Raw genomic sequence first — 18,353 nt, 5'->3', positions numbered from 1 at the left:
TTTTGGCAATGTAAATGAAAAATTCTTTGAATTTCCTGCTTTTTTTTCCATTTTTTTGTGGATTTTGCTGAATTCTGATATTTTTTAATTTTAACATTGCTAGGCTATAGGGAAAAAATCGCAATAGGTTGTCTTATTTTCACTAATTTTTGTCAAATTTTTGTGGAATAAGTCGATATTGTTGATGTCGGGGATTAGTAAAAAAAGTTTTTCATTCAGTAAAAAATTATTTCAAGTGATGGGAGTCCATTATGAATAAAAAGTCTGTGGCTTTTAAGTTGTTGGTATCTTTTGTGTGTTCCATTGTTTCAATTGCTTTGTTTTCTTGTGGGGAAGAGTCTGGCCTGGGTGCCTCAATCGATACTAAATCTCCGACTCTGACCATTTCATATCCTGATGCTGGTGTCGCTGTCCGGGATTCTTTCATTCTTGCGGGTGATTGTTCGGACGATAAATTTATTTCAAAAGTCATGGTGTCGGTCAAAAATCTTGAATCCGGGGTTGGTTACGGCAATTATCTGGCGAAGGTTTCTGCGACTCAGACTTCATGGCAAGTCACTCTCAATGAGTATGATCCGAATAATCCTGAATATTACAACGGCTGGCAGCTTCCTGACGGAAAATACGAGGTCAGCGTTACGGCTTATGATAATGCGGGAAATAATTCCGGTGTTAGCTCAAGGCAGTTTGAAATCGACAACACTCCGCCTGTTTTCATCATCTCAAATCCGGGCGTAGTTAAGAGCAGCAATCTTTCGGCTTCGGCTTACGGTTCTCTTTTTACTATTGAAGGCACAATCTCTGACAATCATCCGATTTCTCTGATGGATGTCAAAATCTATTCAAAGGACGGAAATCTTGTCTCTTCTGAAACTTATGAGGGAAGTGAGATAGATTTTTATCGTGAGGAAGATATTGCGACTGCTGGCGGTTCAAGCGTTACTATCGCACAATTTTCTGACACGGCTACTGCTACAGCAAAAAACAGGTATTCTCAGCTGCATCCTTCTGAGTCTGGCACGGAATATTACTATGCGCAAATTTCTCTTTATGACTCAGCGAAGATTTTCAAAAATCCTCCTGTCGGAAGTTCCCGAAGTGCCGTGGAGCTTGCTTCTGATGCTTATGGTAACTCAACTTCAACGGTCTATCTTTATGATGATGTCTACACTTCTTTGATGAGCGCGAAAAAAGGCTTGGGTTTGAGTGCGGCAAATTTAAAAGACATTCTTTCTGGCATCGACAAGAGCGAAAATGCGGAGGCGGCTCTTTCAAAACTCACTTCGAGCGCAAAAAATACGGAATCTGAGCAGAATCATCTTTATTTCTCACTCAATCCTATGGCAAATCCAACTTATAATGTAAACGGATTTGATTTTTTCAAGGACAATCAGCTTGCTTCGGCCGGAAATGCTGTTTCTGTCACTATCAGCTCTGGCCTTGACGGAACGAATATCGCTCCTGAAATCGTGAAGGTCTGGGTTAAAAAATGCTCTGATAAGCCTTCTGACAAAACTGCCCTGAAATCCGAACTTGAAAAACTGAATCAGAAAGTTATTGATTTGGAAAAACAGGAAAATGAATTCGTCGAGAATTCAACAAGAATTTCGCTTTCTGATACGGATGAGTGGCTTCTTGTTTACGATTATTCAAAACATTTCGACAAAGGAAGTTCTCTTACAACAAAAACTTTCAGCGTCACGATGCCGTCAATCAAAGATTTTTATGATGAAACGGAAAATTATATTCAGCTCAACAAATTTTATGTTTTCGGCGTAACTGGTTATGATATCGAGGATGTAAGATTCTCTCATGATACAATTTATGGCTTTGAAGGAAATGCGGCCGGCGTTCCTCCGACAATTGTTTTTGATGAGAAGCCGGAAATTCTTTCTATATGGAAGGATTTTTCTTCTCCGATTTTCTCTGGAACTGCGAATGTTGTGACTGGCGGCGGTTATGTTACCGAACTTACGGCAAAACTTGTTGTAAAAGATGAGTCTAATTCAAATGAAATCGGAACTTTTTCGGACACTCTGATTCATAAAGATGTGAACGGCGAGCTTACATGGATTTCTTCTGCTGCGGCAGCCCTTTCTTGGGATGAGGAAAATGCAAAATGGAAGCTTGATCCTTCAAAACTTCCAGGCCTTGCTGAAAAATTCAATTCACTTGCGCTTGCAGGAATTCACTGGCTCGCTTCTTTTGAGATTTCTGGAAAATCTTCTTCTGGACATTCTGCTGCGGTAAGCCGTGACATTCATATCGATACAATAAAACCGACTGTCACTTTGTCATCAATTACGCCGAATGTTTCTGGTGCAGATTATTTTGGCAACGATTCGAACACTTATCTCAACGGAAAAATCACGGTCAAGGGCAATGTTGAGGAACAAAATCTTTCTGATGACGATGATTCTGTATGCTATGATATTTGGGCTAGCACGAATTTGAACGCAACTCTTACTGCAGGCGATTCAATTCTCCAGGGCTTGATTGAAAAAAGTTCTGAACTGGGGCTTTCGGCTTATGGTGATGGAAATTTTGACGGAAAAATCGGAAAGCAGTTTTCTCTCAGTATTCCTTTTGATACCAGGGCGATTACTAAATATTTCCATGTCTTTAAAAATGCTGCTAGCGATGCAAAAATCCAGATTGAGCTTGTAATTACGGCAAAGGATAAGGCCGGAAACACTGGCTCGTGCTCTTCAAAAACTCTTTTGACCGGTGATAAAAATTTCGTGATTTATCAGGAAACTGACCGCCCGAAGATTTCTCTTGGAAACGCTAATCCTGATGCTGCGACAAACCTTTTTGGAACGACGAGCAACAATAAATTGCAGATTTCCTTTGAAGATGATGACTCCGTGAAGCTTGTCTTTGTCACTATGTACGATAAAGATGGAAACGAGCTTCCTGCTTCAAAAACTTCTTATCCGGCAAATCCATATATTGATAGTCCGGGAAAAACTACTTTTTCTCTCAATTATGTTCTTCCGAAAGATGAAGATGTTTATAAAGTCCGCATTGATGCTTACGATGAAAATCTTACTCAAACAACTTTGATTGATTCAAATACGGTCTGGCAGAAAACAATACCGGCCTTCTTTGTTACTGTTGATTCCGGCGCACCGACTTTGAGCGTGGACAGCATCCAGAAATATCTCAAGACATCGGACAAAATCACAGGAACTGTTTCTCCTGCCGTGAAAAACTTTGACAACGGCACGACGATTTCTTCCAAATTCCTTGATTCTGACCTAAAAGAACTTTCTCCGCAGCCGGTCGTTCTTTCTTCTGTAACAAACGGTTCCAACTGGGAAATTGCTCTTGGAAATCTTCCTGGCGATGTAAGCAAAAACTATATTCTCGAAATCAGCGCAACTGATAAATATTCTCAGAAAAATTCAACGAACATCCGCTTTATGATTGACCCGATTCCACCTGTAATTGATGGCACGAAATTCGTTGAGAAAACCGTATTCCTGGATGTGTCGAAATATGTTACTTTGGAAGCGAATGTTTCTGACGGTACGGACGGAAGTGGAATTGCCTCGTTCGGATATTATGTTTCTTCTTCAAACTTGGCTCCTGCTTCTTATGATTCTGTTCAATGGACTCCGCTAAATCAGGCGGATGATTGCTGGCGCGTAAGTTTTGACATTTCTGCGATAAAAAATGAGGATGCGGTTTTGTATGCTTTCCTTGCCGCAAAAGACAATGCTGGAAACACAGTGATTTACAATAATTCTGCAAAAATCACCGTCGATAAGCAGGCTCCTTCAATCTCAGTAAAAAAATTCGGGGATGATTCAGCCGAAGTTTCTGAGCGTGGCTCAAATTCAACGAACAATCCTTCGGCTAGTTTCAATGTCGTTGTTACGGACACAAATGCGGATTCTCTTTCGGCAACTTCTGGAACAGGAGTTAGTGTCGGTACGGCTTCGGCAATTGATGGCGGCAAAAAATATCCTGTCAGCGTGACTTGGACTGGAACAGCCGGAAATATTGAGGATTCAAAAGAAGTTAAATTCACCGCAAAGGACTCAAATAACAGGACTTCTGAAAAATCGGTCGTTCTCAAATGTGACGATTATGCTCCTCGCATAACGGTGGATTCTTACTCTTCGACATTCCGGGCAACATCTTTCAGCCTGACAGGAACAATAAAAGATGCGAACTTCACTGACGGAATTGAAGTCTGGCTCGTTCCAGTTGATTCAGAAAAGCCTTTGGTTGCCGCAACGGCCGTCACTTCAAGCGATGTCTCAAAAACTGGCGGAACTTGGCGGGCTGTTTTCTCAGGCGCAGACGATATTTCTTACAACATCGCGATAATCGCTGAGGATTCTCTCGGAAACAAGGCTCTTTATTCAACGACTCCTTCTGCGACAACGGCAAAAACTGGAACTGATGTTTCAAAAGTCAAAACTGTCGGAAATGGCTCATTCCTGGTAGACAGCGTTGCTCCTTCCCTCAAAGCTTCTTCCGTAAAAATCGGAAAAACTGCGGATTCGGCTGTTGTCATGGAGCAATTCTATGCAAACGGCAAAAGCAACATATATATAGAAGGAATTGCAACAGATGTCGGAAGCGGCGTCGATAAAGTTTACATCGGTGTGGCAGGAAAAGTCAGCGATACGAACAAAATTGAAACGACACTTTCAGACACGGGAACTAGCGGCGAAAAGAAATTCTCGGCAACAATCGACAAGTCAAAAATCACAAAGACAGGCACGGTTTATGCAAAATTAGTTGATAAGGCGGGAAATTCTGCTGACATCAACCTCGTTGCAATCACTTTCGACAACACGGATCCTGAAATTCAGAGCTATGAATTCAAGGACACTACGACAGGTCTTAAAACTCCATACAAAGCCTATAAATCAGCGGATAACACATATTTTATCCACAACGGAGATTCTCATAAATTCACTTTGAACGGAATTGCGACTGACAACCTCGGAATTGAAACTGTTGTGCTCACGGTAAAGCAGGGAACGACGGAAATTTCTGGAATCCCTGAGAACACAGGAAATACTTCTGAATGGAAATTCGAGGATATTGACCTTTCGGCTCTAAGTGCTTCTGGAACAGCAACGATTACGGTTACGGACAAGGCCGGAAATTCCAAGACTCAAGACATTGCAATCAAGCTAGACAATAAAATTCCTGTCGGAAGCCATGTGTTCGACTCAAACGGCAAGGACAAATTTTTCAGGGTAGGCGAGGCAAACGGCGGAGTCGGCGGCAAATACGAGAGCGGAACTTGGGGAAGCGACACAACTTTGAGAATCCGCGGATATTTTGATGATGACAACGGCAGCGGAATCTCAATGATTTACTATAAAATCACTCAGGAAGAACCAGATGAAGGTTCAATAAAAACTTTCCTTGCAGAGTATTCTAATTCGGCAAATTTCACATCTTATTTTGCTCCTTGTGCTGAAAAATTTGCGGATGTTGATGTCAATGGTTCTACTGAATCCGTAAAATCTAATTTTGATGAAAAAGTTTCTGGATTCAAGAAGGGCAAGAACTATCTCGTTTTGGTTGCGGTTGATAATGTCGGAAATTCGGCCGTTGATACGCTCACTTACAGTGAGGACAATATCAAAAAATATTACTCGCTCAATGTTGATACCGATGCACCGACCGCTTCTCATACTAAAGTTGACGGAAAAACCGAAGTCAGCACAAAACTTGTGAACGCAGAAAGCGATATCGTTGTGGAAGGAACTGCAAGCGATGTCGTGGAAAATCTTGTTACTTCCGGGGTCAAAAAAGTTGAGCTAAAAGTAAGCGGAAAAGGCAAAAAACAGGATAACTCTGAGGTCACTGTCTCTTGGAAAACTGATGCCAGCTACACTCCAACTTCTTCTGGCGCGCTTGACGGAACATGGACTGCCACAATCGATAAAGATATTTTTGCCTCTGTTTACACTGGAAATTTCTCAGTTCAGGCTGTCGTGACGGACAATGCAGGAGATTCTGGAAATTCTGCCACGGTAAATCTCTTTACGATTTCGGTTGATAAAAAACCGCCTGAGATTAAGCTTTCTTCTCCGAATGATGCTGACAAAACAACGACTGTCATTGAAGTCAACAAGAAAATTAACCTGAGCGGCACTGCAAAGGACGGAACTTCCCTTCCAAGCGATGCAATTCTTGCGTTCCAGTACGCGCTAAAATCAGCGGCAAACCTTTCTGATGAAAATGACACAGGCTGGACTTCGCTCACAAATGCTGCAAACGGACACGCCGGCATGGACGATTTTGAAATTTCCGGGGATTACACCTTTGAAATCAAAAATCTTGATACGGAGGCGGAAGGCTTTAGCGATGAAAAAGAATATTACTTCCGGGTCAAAGCAAAGGATGCGGCTGGCAACATCGGTTATTCAAACAAAGTTGAGGTAAAAGTTTCGCAAGACACTGACCGCCCTGTAATCAAATTTGAGAATCTTACTGATTTGGCTACGGAAGCTGTTCCAAATCCAAGTCCAAGATTCGTTCTCAAATATGGAACAAAATCAATTGTAATCGCGAGTGTTTCTGATGATGACGGAATTGTCGGCGTAAATGATGTGATTATTTCTGAGACTCCTTACTCTGGAAGCGGCACTTTGCCTTCGACATCTTCTTACTCTCCTACAAACGGAACCGTGACTTTCACGCCACAAGCAGATAATGCAGCCGGAAAAAATGTTGACGGTGAAAAAACTTGCTATATCTATGTAAAAGATGCTAAAGAAACAAAATTCTACACGACATATAAGACTGACCACACGGATGATACAAAATGGATTCTCAGCACTCCTAAAATCAAGGTCAATGATGCTTCTCTTGGAAGTGATGCCGTATCTAAAAAATTCTCTTATCAGTCTGACTCGACTCCTCCAACTGTCGGTGAAATCAAGGCTCTGGCTTATAAAGCAAACGGAACAACGCCGAATGGTGGTGCCAAAAAGACTGATGACGGAACGGCTGATGTTTTGGATTCAAATGGAAACAAAATTTATGACCAGTTTGAGGCAATAACGGCAAGCTATATCCTCGGTGGAACAGAAAAACAGCAGGTAAAATTCCAGATTGCAGCAGAAGATGCGAGCGGAATCGAAGGAATTGCACTTGAAATTTCTTATAAAACAAAAGCTGGTGCTGAGCAAGTCTTAAAGCTCTGCTCTTCAAATTTTGCTGACATGGCGGCTCAAAATTACACCGTAAGCGGAAGCCTTGCCCCAAAAACTGTTGCCGCGGGCAATCCGGCTGCTGTATGGACGACTGGCAATCTTGATTTCATCAAAAATGCAAAAACTGGAAGCGTAACGCTGAAAGTCATGCCTTATGACAAGCTCGGCTTAATCGGAAGCGGCAATGTTACTTTCATGGCGGACAACGACGGCCCTGAAATTTTGGTAAACAATCCTCTTCCAACTGAGCAAAAAACTGGAATCATTGAAGTGAACGGAACTGCAATTGATTCAAGCGGAGCCGGAACTACTGCAATTTCATATCTTGTACCGACAACGGCGCAGAAAAACTCTACGGATGTCACGCTCGCTGCATTGACAGACTGGAAAGGCACTCTCGACAGCAAATCAACTGAAACTATATGGAAATTTGTCTTTAACGGAACGGACAATGAAAATCTCATCGTCTACGATAAGCCTGAAAGTTATGCAGTAGAATTCTCAAACAATCTCTACACAATTCCGCTTTTCCTGAAGGCGGTGGATGCTTTGGGTAACTACACAATCAAGCGGGATTACAGCATCAAGCACAATCCTGAAGGCGACCGACCTGTAACGACACTTTCTTATCCGACCGAAGCAAATTATCGTTCTGAGGCGGAAAAATATGCGGTTCTTGGTGGAACAATCGGCGTTACTGGCTCCGTCACAATTCCTTCGGGCACGACAAGCCCTGCTGCCGTATATTTGCAGATTGCTGATGCGAACGGAAACTTCTCGGCAAGCGACAAGGCAAAGGCAAAAGACACATATTTGTTTACGGTTCTGGATTCTTCTTCTGTGACCGGCATCAACTGGGAAACTTCTAAATACAGTGATGCAGAAAAGGCTGCTTGGTGGGGAATTAAGGCAACTCTCACATCAGGAACATGGCGAATCGACTTGAACGGAAACAAGAAGATGGATCCTAGCGGCAACGGAACAAACAATATCTGCATCCGTGCATGTGGTGTGAATGCTGAAGGAAAACTCGGCTCATGGTCCGAAGCATACAATGTTCGTATTGACAACAAAGCTCCGACCGCAACTGTCGCCGTTGAAAAATGGACTAACAATGGAACGGAACTTGCTATTCCAAATCCGACCGGAAAAACCAAATCTGCGACAATGGAATATACAGCCGGAATGTACCTGAAAGACAACTGGTATCTTGTTTTGAACATTCTCGATGAAAGCGGCCTTTATGACGAAAAAGGAAACTCCGAGCATAACTATAAATTTACGGTTATGGAGGGCGACCGCGAGCTGATAAGAAATACCCATTATTATATGGAAGCCAGCAATAACGGCAAAACAGGAACTGAAAAAACAGAAGGATTCAAAGTCTACATTCCTATTGCTAAGCAAAATCCTTCATATTTATACACGATTAGTGCTTACGACAAAGATACAGGAAATTCTCATCAGTTCGTCGGAACTTACAGCTTCAAAATTGACAATGAAGCTCCAACTCTTGGCGAAGTCCTTGTGAACGGAAATCCACTTTCGGCAAGCACGAAAATCAAAGAATCGGAATATGTCCTCACTCTCAAAAACTCAACGAGGGAATCAGGCTCCGGCTTTAACCAGGCGGTTTATTACTTTATGCGAAAAGGCAATGATGTAGCGACAACTGGTTACAGTTCAGCAGGCTACACGACCGTAAGCAAAAAAGCCACTCTGATTGATCCGGTCATTCCTTATTCAGACTCAGACCCGGCAATCACCAGCGAGAATTATGACAATCTTTCAAAGAGCAAAGTCCAGATGAGCACTCTTACTCCTGTGCCGATAAAGCAGGGAAGTGAAACATATTATCTGTACGGAAAAACAATTGCCGGCTCGCAGACTGATGCAACATCATTTACTGCAACGACCGCAACTGACATCACTGGAAACAGACACATCCGAAAAGGCGGACTCATTTACATCGACGGAACTTTCCATTTGATTACTTCTCTTGATGCTGGAAAAGTTACATTCAAATCAAATACGGATGGTACTCAGACTTCTGCCGTATTGATTTATGCACAGGTCGTAGACAACACTTATGATGAGACCGTAACTGATAGAATCGCGAACGGCGGAACAGGTTTTGCAATCGACAATGATGATGGCGATGGTCTTCCAGAAAAAATCAGTCAGGTTTCAAATGATTACACTTGGAGCAGCACAATCCATTCAACAAATATGCCGGACGGCCCTGTAAGCGTTGTCGTCCTCCAGTTTGATATGGCTGGCAATGTCTCAGGCACGACCATTGACTGCACAATCGCAAACAATGCGCCTCGTGTCGCAAAACTTTATCTGGCGACAGACTTGAACAATAACTCGAACTTTGAGGATGATGAATTTGAGACATACAGCATCATCGATGCAGAAACCGAGGCAAAAGACATTTACACACTTGATTTCTCTGCCAAAGACTCTAAAGGAAAACTGAAATACCCGGCAGGAGTGTTCACCGCAAAAGACAAACTTGCCGTAGTTCCTGAAATTGTTGGCGGAAACAAATCAATCAAACTTGTTGCTAAAAAAGATGCGGACTCAACTGCTGCCGTAACAGGAAGCGAGGCAAATCTCCTTGCAGCAATCGCTGGAAAAACTGCAACTGGTACAGAAAAAACAGGTTTGACAGCTGCAGCCGGAACTCAAAAATATCACATCACGGCAAGCAATTTTTCGGCAGCGGAAGCAAGCAACAAATTCTATGCCTTTGTCCTTGAAAACAGCGTGCTTTCAGGACTTTCTGACTTTGACTCGAATGCGGAAACTGAAGATGGCAGGGCTAAGAACGAGGATAAAGACGGCGCAAACAAAAATTTCTCATTCACTTTCTGGGATGAAACTGATGAGACAACACAGGGAAACAATTCCCAGAAGGCCGTTGTTCTCGTAAAAGGATTCTCATTCGACCTCACGGACGGAACAAGTCCAAAAGTCGTAGTGAACCCATTCTACTGGCAGAATTTGAATTCAAATTCTGTTTACGGCTCTTCAAGTGCAGAAAAAATCGGCGACCTCAAAGGCCATATCGAGCTTGAAAAAGATTTGCCTGATTCATTTACAACTGTCAAAACAGGCGTAAATGACCGTGACCCGAAAGTTTCTGGAAAAATCACATTCTCAGGAACAGCTTACGACGAACATTCTCTTGCTTCTCTTAAATTCACATTCTCTAACGGAAGTGTCACGCCATTCCCTGATGTTACGATTGCGACTTACGACAAGGCTAATTCCGTATGGAAACTCTATGGAACCGGCGGCACAAAATCAGTAAGCACAGCCGGCTACGAAGCAAGCATCTCAGTTGTATCGACAAATGCGAAGGGCGAGAAAGTTGACACCTACGGCGTATTTGATGATAAAGTCTATTTCGGACAGAAAGGACACAAAATCTACTGGACTCTGAGCATCGACACCGAAAAACTCGGAACAGTGGCGGCCGCAACAAATATGAGCCTCACAGTTCTTGCAACAGACCTTGCAGGCAATGTGACATCAACTGAAAGCGCGAAAATCTCAAAACCAGAAACGACACCCGACTACATTCCAGGCTCAGAGCTTTCTGCTGAAAATAAATATACCGTAACGGATGGCACAACAAACTGGCCTGTTTATCGAATGGATGTCGTGCCTTATGTAAGCAAGGTTTATACAAAACTTGCAAAAAACAAGAATTCCAACTGGTCTGTCTATAACAGAACGGCTCTTGGTCACTATCCAGTACAATCTGTTGTCTCAAATGTAGATGAAACCATCGCGCTTAACACAAAGACTTCCGAAGATGTCATTTTGTACGGATTCAATATCAATCACAGTTCTGCAAAAATCGTGAGCGGAGACAAAACATTTACTGTTAATAACGCAACAAACGCTCTTAAAATTGACAATGGAACGGCCGGACAACTTAAATTCAATGTGGCAAGCCTTTCATCAGGCATTTTGAATCTTACTGTCAGTGATTTGCCTATCATGAACAACATAAACAATAATGCCGCTAAGGGCTGTGCAAGCGAAAATGGCACTGCATACAAGAATTGCTACAACCATCAGTCAAACGGAGATACAAATAATATCCAGACTGATGACATTGAATTTGATGTATGGGAATTCAACGACCGTGCCGCCGTACCAATCAACGGTCTTGCAACTGGTATTAATATGGAAGTAAACCAGAAAACAGGAATGTTGAACTATGCCTTTGCAAATGGCGGTTTGTACTACAGTATGGGCGGTAAAGTTTCAGATACGAATTATTCGTCATATTATTGGGCTGCTGACTGGGATACTTTCGCAGGACCGTGTGTAGGATTCCATGTCGATGAGCTTGGTTATACTTATTCTGTTGTCTCAGGTGGTGATACAAATAACAGTGGTTCTGTTGATAAATGGGATTTGTATACAAGCCGTTGGGGAATTGGTCCTCATAACTCAGGCGGAACTTTGAATGACAGTTCAAATACTTCCGGTAGTTTTAATGCTCTTCGCCTTGAAGAAATAGCTTTAAAAACAGGTTCTGACAAATTTGCATATTCTCTTATGAAGTATCGCTTCCTTTCTCCAGAATTTGCTTCGACTGTAAGCGGAACAAATACAAATCTGTATCTTGTTTACTATGATGCCTTGACCAATCAGATTCGCTTTAGAGCAGGCACTTTCTCTGGAGACTCGAAAGAACAACCTGCCGGATTTAATGATGAATATCAAGGTGGCAATTCATCGTATTACAAGACTAATAACTGTCAGATAATTGCGACTGGTTCTGATGGTGGAACATTTACTGTTGCTGGCGGTACAAAAAGTGTTTCTGCTATTTCAGGCAGAGGTGCCGGTCAGTATGTTGATGTGGCTGTTGTTAAGAATAATGCTGGCAAAGATGTTGTCTGTGTTGTCTGGTATGATGCCGATGCAAACAGCTGTAAGTTCAGTTATACAACAGATCCTATCGGAAATTGGAATTCTCATAAAGGCAATGAGACGGCAGCAAACTGGTCAGCTCCAGTCACTGTATTTGATGAAGGCGGCGAATATTGCCACATCGTTTCGGACAAAAACAATCACCTGCACATAGCAGCTTACGCTGGCAACGGAGATGTAATGTATGCTTATCTTGATGATTACACAAGCACGGCATCTACTTGTACTGTTGATGCTTCCGGAACTGTTGGCGAGCATTTGACTTTGGATGTTGCTGTAAATTCTAAGGGGCACAGCATTCCTTATATCGGTTACTATACTTCCGCAATCAAAAAGCCAAAGTATGCGTACCTTGTTGATAATACTACTGCTGCAACCGACCAATTTAATTATGCGCCTGCAGGCGTTGATTCTGACGAACGATTTACTGGAGCATGGGAAGTTGCCGTCGTTCCAACGCCTAGCCGAATGACAACTAACCGCGAGGATAAAGTTAATATCGGTTTGTGGAAATCTTCGGGAGTTTTAACGGATTCCAAGATTAATGGAGCAGTAATTAACAGCTCAAGAAAAAATACTTTGAGCGGTTACGATTCTACCAACTGGAGCAAGACTTATGGTAACGGCACTTCAAACGGAGTGCTTGGCTACCAGATTTCTTCAAGTTCGGGTTCTTGTCTTGAAACTGCCCAAATGCGCTAAAGCTACTTTTTGATTCTTGCAATAATTTCGGCGGTTATGACTTTTTTCTGCTCTGCTGTGAGATAGACTTCATTTGCCAGCCCAGGCAGTGGAGTCGTCGTTGCGGCAATCCAATATCGCGCGTCGTTTGCCTGCTTGTCAGGAGTTCGGCACTGAGCCAAAACCGGTGCGACTCCTGTTCCCCGGCTGAGATTTTCCTGAATTTCTGTTGAAACCAGATATTTTATGAAAGTTTCGGTCTGTTTTGATTTAATCATTGGAACGGCATAGTAAACCGTGCCTGTAAAAATCCGGGAATTTGCGCCATGTTCCGAAGGAAAGTAAATCGAAGTGAATCCAGCGATTGCTCTTTGGGCGAATGAGCGGTGATTTTCAAGTGACATGAAAAGTACGCTGGACAATCGGCTCGCCGCAAAAGCCTCGACATCATTTTTTTGGAAAGAAAATGCACCTGGGTGAATGAGACCGTGCTTGTACCATGTTGAAAGCAATCTTACGCTGGTCGCAAGCGGTGAATCCGGCTCATCGCAAAGTTTTGCCGCTGTTCTGGCCGGATTTTTTTCATTCTTTTTAATTATCTCAACAGCATCGTTGTATGAGTCTACTCCGTCGATTGATTCTGCGAGCGCGCCCAGCGTGTTCAAAAAACTGTCGCTGTTTCCGCCCGCAAATGCAAGTGGTGCTTCTTTTTTTGTCTTTTGCTCGCGCATGAATTTCTCAACATCATTCCAGGTGTTGATTTTTTTAGTGTTTGAGTTCCTGAAATCAGCCGTGTCGATATCAACCTCAAAGTGGCTCGAAAGAATCGGAATTGCCGAAAGACCTTCTCCGTTCTCCGCTGATATAGCCGCAGTCCTCATTGAAGATGTCATTTCCTGAACAATATCTCGTGAAATGCTTGCCCGTGAAGACGCTTTTTCTGCTGCCATCTCAACGCCGTAGCCGGAAGTCGTAATGATGAGGTTAGGCTTTTTTGTCAGAAGAAGCTGGTCTTTCAATGATTTTTCCGAGTCGTATTCTTTGAAAGCAATTTCCAGTTTTTGTTTTTGTGCGATCTGCTCTATCGTGGTTTTAATTCCGTTCTTTTGAGCTTCTTCAACTTTATAAAACGCGACAGTGTAAGCTTTTGGCGGTGTGAAGATTGCAACGGCCCCCGCTCCAATCAGAAGAATAATTGCCGCCGCCACGCAAATCAAAATCTTTTTATTTTTAGGACTAATTTTAGAAATGATGTTTTTTTTTGCTTTTTCAGATTTTTTGGAAGTCTTCATTCTTCTATTATCTAAAAAAAATTCTCAGAATTCAAGACATGAATATGTGAATTCAAGGCGGAAAAATTCCGATATTATAGATATGCGCATTTTATTTTCAATTTTTGTTTTATTTTCATTAAGTTCTTGTATTGCTACGGCTCAGACCGAAGATAACTCGATTTATAAGCTCCCGGAAGCATCTTATGAATCGAAAACGGAGACCGCAACATCAGGCTTTGTTCTTGCGGGAAGCGAGACCGGCTTGTACAAAATAAATGCCAGCAAAACCGCGATTCCTCTCTGGCAGGGCGGAAAAGTTTCTAAAATTTTGCGCGCCGATGACAAAAAAACTGGAAAAACGAACTGGTTCATCCTCACAACGGAAGGAATTCTTGAAACTGATGATTTGGTAACATTCAATTTCCGAAACGAAGGCCTTCCTTTCCTCACAATCAAGCAATATGACGGCTCGAAAACGACATTCCTGAAACAGCCTGCGCAGTTGAAAGACCTGTCCGTTCATCCGACAAATCCGAGCATCCTCGTCACCGCAACAAAAGATGATGTCTACATAACTTACGATGGCGGACTGAAATGGAAATCACTCGGTTCAACCTCAACTTCAACATCAGGAATCAAAGCAGTCGCCGTCTGTGACATGAACCGCCTTAACACAGGAAAACCGGCTGTTAAAAATGCTGATGGCACCGTAACGCCTGCCGTAGCTCCTGAGACAGATTTGGTCGTCTTTATGGCGCACACTATTTTTGGATTCTCATACTGCAAGCCTTTCGCAAAAAAAGTCGCATGGAAAGACTGCAACGGCGGATTCGAGAACATGAAAACTCAGACTTACCCGGACGAAATCGCCGACATCCTGCCGGTTGTTTTCTCAGACGAGAACGGCTTTCCTGTAACGGAAGTTTTTGTCTCTCAGTCATATTTGCCAAGAATCTACCGCTTTGACTGGAAACGCGACCGTGGCGAGCTTCTTTTTGCTGGAAAAGAGCCTGTTGAGACAATCGACGCGCTTTTCTGGGACGGAACAAAACTCCTTTACACAAAAACTGGCGAAGTTGCGGCATATAATCCTGCTACAAAATCAACTGATTCATTCCCGCCAGAATACGACAAATGGAAATCATGCTTTAATGTCCTCGGAAAATCCGACACGCTTTACACGGCATGGATTCCGAACACAGACGAAAAAAAGCCCGGAATCACACTTGGTGAACTCTGGCTTTTGTACCCGAACGATGTAAACAATAAATACGCCTCAAAAGCACTCGACCGCAAGGCCGTCTATGTCCAGGCTCACAAACTGATGACCGAAAAAGGAATCAATCAGTACAAAAAAATCATCAAGGACAACAAACTTGATGCAATGGTCATCGACATGAAAGACGACTACGGCGGAATCCGCTTTGACCCGAACGATCCGCTGATTCGCGAAAAAGGCTACATCTCACGCTACAAAATCGACATCGACACATTTGTTCCTGCCATGAAAGAACAGGGAATCTATCTCGTTGCCCGAATCGTCACTTTCAAGGACAAAAATCTTGCTGACTACGGAAAAAAACAGTACGCCGTCTGGGATAAATCTTTGAACAGACCGTGGATTGGAATTTCCGGCTGGGAAAAAGTCAAAGATGAAGAAGGAAACGAGACCGGAGCCACAAAAACTCTCTATTATGATGAGAACTGGGTTGACCCGTATTCACCGGAAGTCTGGGAATACAATGTTCACATCGCACAGGAATTGATTGCCCGCGGCTTCGACGAGATTCAGTTTGATTATATTCGATTCCCGACCGATGGAAAAAATATGGCGAACGCACAGTTCCGCTGGAAGAGCGAAGGCATGGATAAAGAAAGCGCGTTGGTTTCTTTCCTGCGATATGCTCGCGCGAACATCGATGCTCCGATTGGAATCGACATTTACGGCGCGAACGGCTGGTACCGCTCAGGCACACGCACAGGCCAGGATGTCGAGCTTTTGGCAGAATATGTTGATGTTGTCTGTCCGATGTTCTATCCAAGCCATTTCGAGCAGTCTTTCTTGAATTATGCGCCTCAAAGCGAGCGACCGTACCGAGTTTACTACTACGGAACTTACCGAAACACCGTAATTGGCCGCAACAAGCTGATTATCCGACCGTGGGTTCAGGCATTTTATCTAAATGTAAGCTACGACCGCGCGTGGTACAACAAAAATTATGTGACTCAGCAGGTTTATGGCGTTCGTGACAGCGTGAACCGTGGCTACATGTACTGGAACGGAATGTGCCGCTACGATGATATTTCCCCGGATGTCGGCGATGCAAAATATCCGGGACCTTCTTATGAAGCCGACGCAAAATACAAAAAACCGGCTCTCTCAGGCGGCTCCAAGGCAGACGAAATCCTGATGAACGACAACCAGACTCGCACCACAAAAAATGGTGACACCGCAGCCTGGGATTCAATCCGCGCGCAGGAAGAGCGTGACCGAGCCAAAGAAAACGCCGGCTTCCCGAAACTTGGTGACATCAAAAAACTCTGGGAAGCGTATTCGGAGAGCTGAAAACGGAAAGTGGAAAATTGGGGGCTACCTGCTTCGCAGGTCGGGTGTTCCGCACTTCGCTAACGCTCATTACCGCAAGCGGTAACTAAAGGTGCTCCATACCCTAGCCCTGAAACTTAATTGCTCATTAAATAAATTATGACGAACTTGAAATATACACCTGAAGAACCGATTGCCGCGATTGCGACAGCTCTTGCTCCTGCCGCTCTCGGAATCGTGCGATGTTCAGGAAAAAACAGCATCGAACTTCTCTCAAAAGTCTTCAGCCGCCCCAAAGCCTTGCTTGAAGCCCAGGGAAACACGATTGTTTATGGGTGGCTCCAAGCAGTTAGAAGTGAGAAGTTAGGAGTTAGAAGTTGTGCAAGCGGGGACGAGGAAGCGGAGCGACCAATGTCCTGTGATAACTCCTCACTCCTAACTCCTAATTCCTCACTAAAAATCGATGAAGTTCTGGTTTCAGTTTTCCGTGCGCCGAAGTCTTTTACTGGCGAGGACATGGTTGAAATTTCCTGCCACGGTGGCGTCCATGTCGTGCAGGCTGTTTATAATCTTCTATTAAATAGTGGTTTCCGTGCGGCGGAGAAGGGTGAATTCACATTCCGTGCTTACATCAACGGCAAGGCGGATTTGACTAAGGCCGAGGCTGTCCGTGAGATTATCGACTCAAAGACTGATGCAAGTCAGAGCCGTGCCGCAGGTCGCCTGGCTGGAAATCTTTACGAGACAATTGACGGTGTTAAAAAGCATATCGTTGATACACTTGCGGCGATTGAAGTTGAAATTGAATATCCCGAAGACGAAGAGACGATTGCGGATTCCTTTGATTCCACTGAGCTTAAAAAAGCCGAGTCTGTTCTGGAAGAACTTGCCGCATCCTGGAAAAGCGAGAAAATTTATCAGGACGGGGCGCGGGTCGTGCTTTGTGGCCGGACTAATGCCGGAAAATCATCTTTGTTCAATGCGCTTCTCAAAGAAGACCGGGCTATTGTCAGCGACATCGAAGGAACCACGCGCGATTTTATCGAAAGCTGGATTGATTTTGCAGGAATCCCGGCACGCCTTTTTGATACGGCAGGCTTGCGCGAGACAAGCGATGTGATTGAGGCTGTCGGTGTTGAGAGAACCCGCGATTTGAGCGAAGAAGCTGACTTGATTCTCTACCTTGTTGACTCAAAATCAGGCCTTAACGACGAGGACAAGGCATTTATCCGGGAGCACATAAACGGACCGGCTACGCCATCGATCCCTATAATTCTCGTCTGGAATAAATGTGATCTGGCAGAAAAATCTGAATCTCCGTTTGCTATACCACAAGTTCGAATTTCTGCAAAAAAAGGAATCGGGCTTGGAGAACTTAGCGAGTCTGTCCGTTCTGCTCTTTCTGTCAGCGGAACTTCCGAGCGAAACAGCACAGGTCTTGGCTCTGAACGGCAGAAAATTTCGGTTGAAAAGGCTTTGGAGAGCGTTCGCCATGCGCTTGCACTTTCCGAAGATTATGCTTTGGACGCGGTTGTCCAGGATTTGGAGGATTCGCTGGATGCTCTTGGAGAAGTCACAGGCGATGTCACCCCTGACGATGTTCTTGGTTCAATTTTCTCGCACTTCTGTGTCGGAAAGTAGTAAAAAAGGGTGCAAACTAGAAAAGTTGATTGCGGAATCACTCTATGTTTGCTAAAATGA

4 protein-coding genes are annotated in these 18,353 nt (G+C 43.6%); 3 read left to right on the top strand and 1 reads right to left on the bottom strand.

The features are described 5' to 3' along the window. Positions 1-251 precede the first annotated feature (251 nt). Positions 252-12,854: a hypothetical protein gene (locus tag IJJ71_RS00895; protein ID WP_296844766.1), complete on the top strand. Its 12,603-nt coding sequence runs from the start codon at positions 252-254 to the stop codon at positions 12,852-12,854. Between the two features lie 2 nt (positions 12,855-12,856). Here IJJ71_RS00895 and IJJ71_RS00890 read toward each other — a convergent pair whose 3' ends face one another. Then, positions 12,857-14,125 (bottom strand): NAD(P)/FAD-dependent oxidoreductase, encoded by a 1,269-nt coding sequence (locus tag IJJ71_RS00890; RefSeq protein ID WP_296844765.1) that lies wholly within the window; start codon positions 14,123-14,125, stop codon positions 12,857-12,859. A gap of 82 nt (positions 14,126-14,207) precedes the next feature. On the opposite strand from IJJ71_RS00890, the gene IJJ71_RS00885 reads away from it, so the two are divergent. Next, a complete protein-coding gene (locus IJJ71_RS00885; RefSeq protein ID WP_296844764.1) occupies positions 14,208-16,673 on the top strand; it encodes a putative glycoside hydrolase in 2,466 nt (821 codons plus the stop codon). Positions 16,674-16,811: 138 nt separating this feature from the next. Continuing rightward, positions 16,812-18,293 (top strand): tRNA uridine-5-carboxymethylaminomethyl(34) synthesis GTPase MnmE, encoded by a 1,482-nt coding sequence (gene mnmE, locus IJJ71_RS00880; RefSeq protein WP_296844763.1) that lies wholly within the window; start codon positions 16,812-16,814, stop codon positions 18,291-18,293. The last annotated feature ends 60 nt before the right edge of the window (positions 18,294-18,353 follow it).

The organism is Treponema sp. (assembly GCF_017430385.1).
Classification (GTDB): domain Bacteria; phylum Spirochaetota; class Spirochaetia; order Treponematales; family Treponemataceae; genus Treponema_D.
The sequence above is the reverse complement of the archived record's forward strand: the minus strand, read 5'-3'. Positions and strand labels throughout refer to the sequence as shown.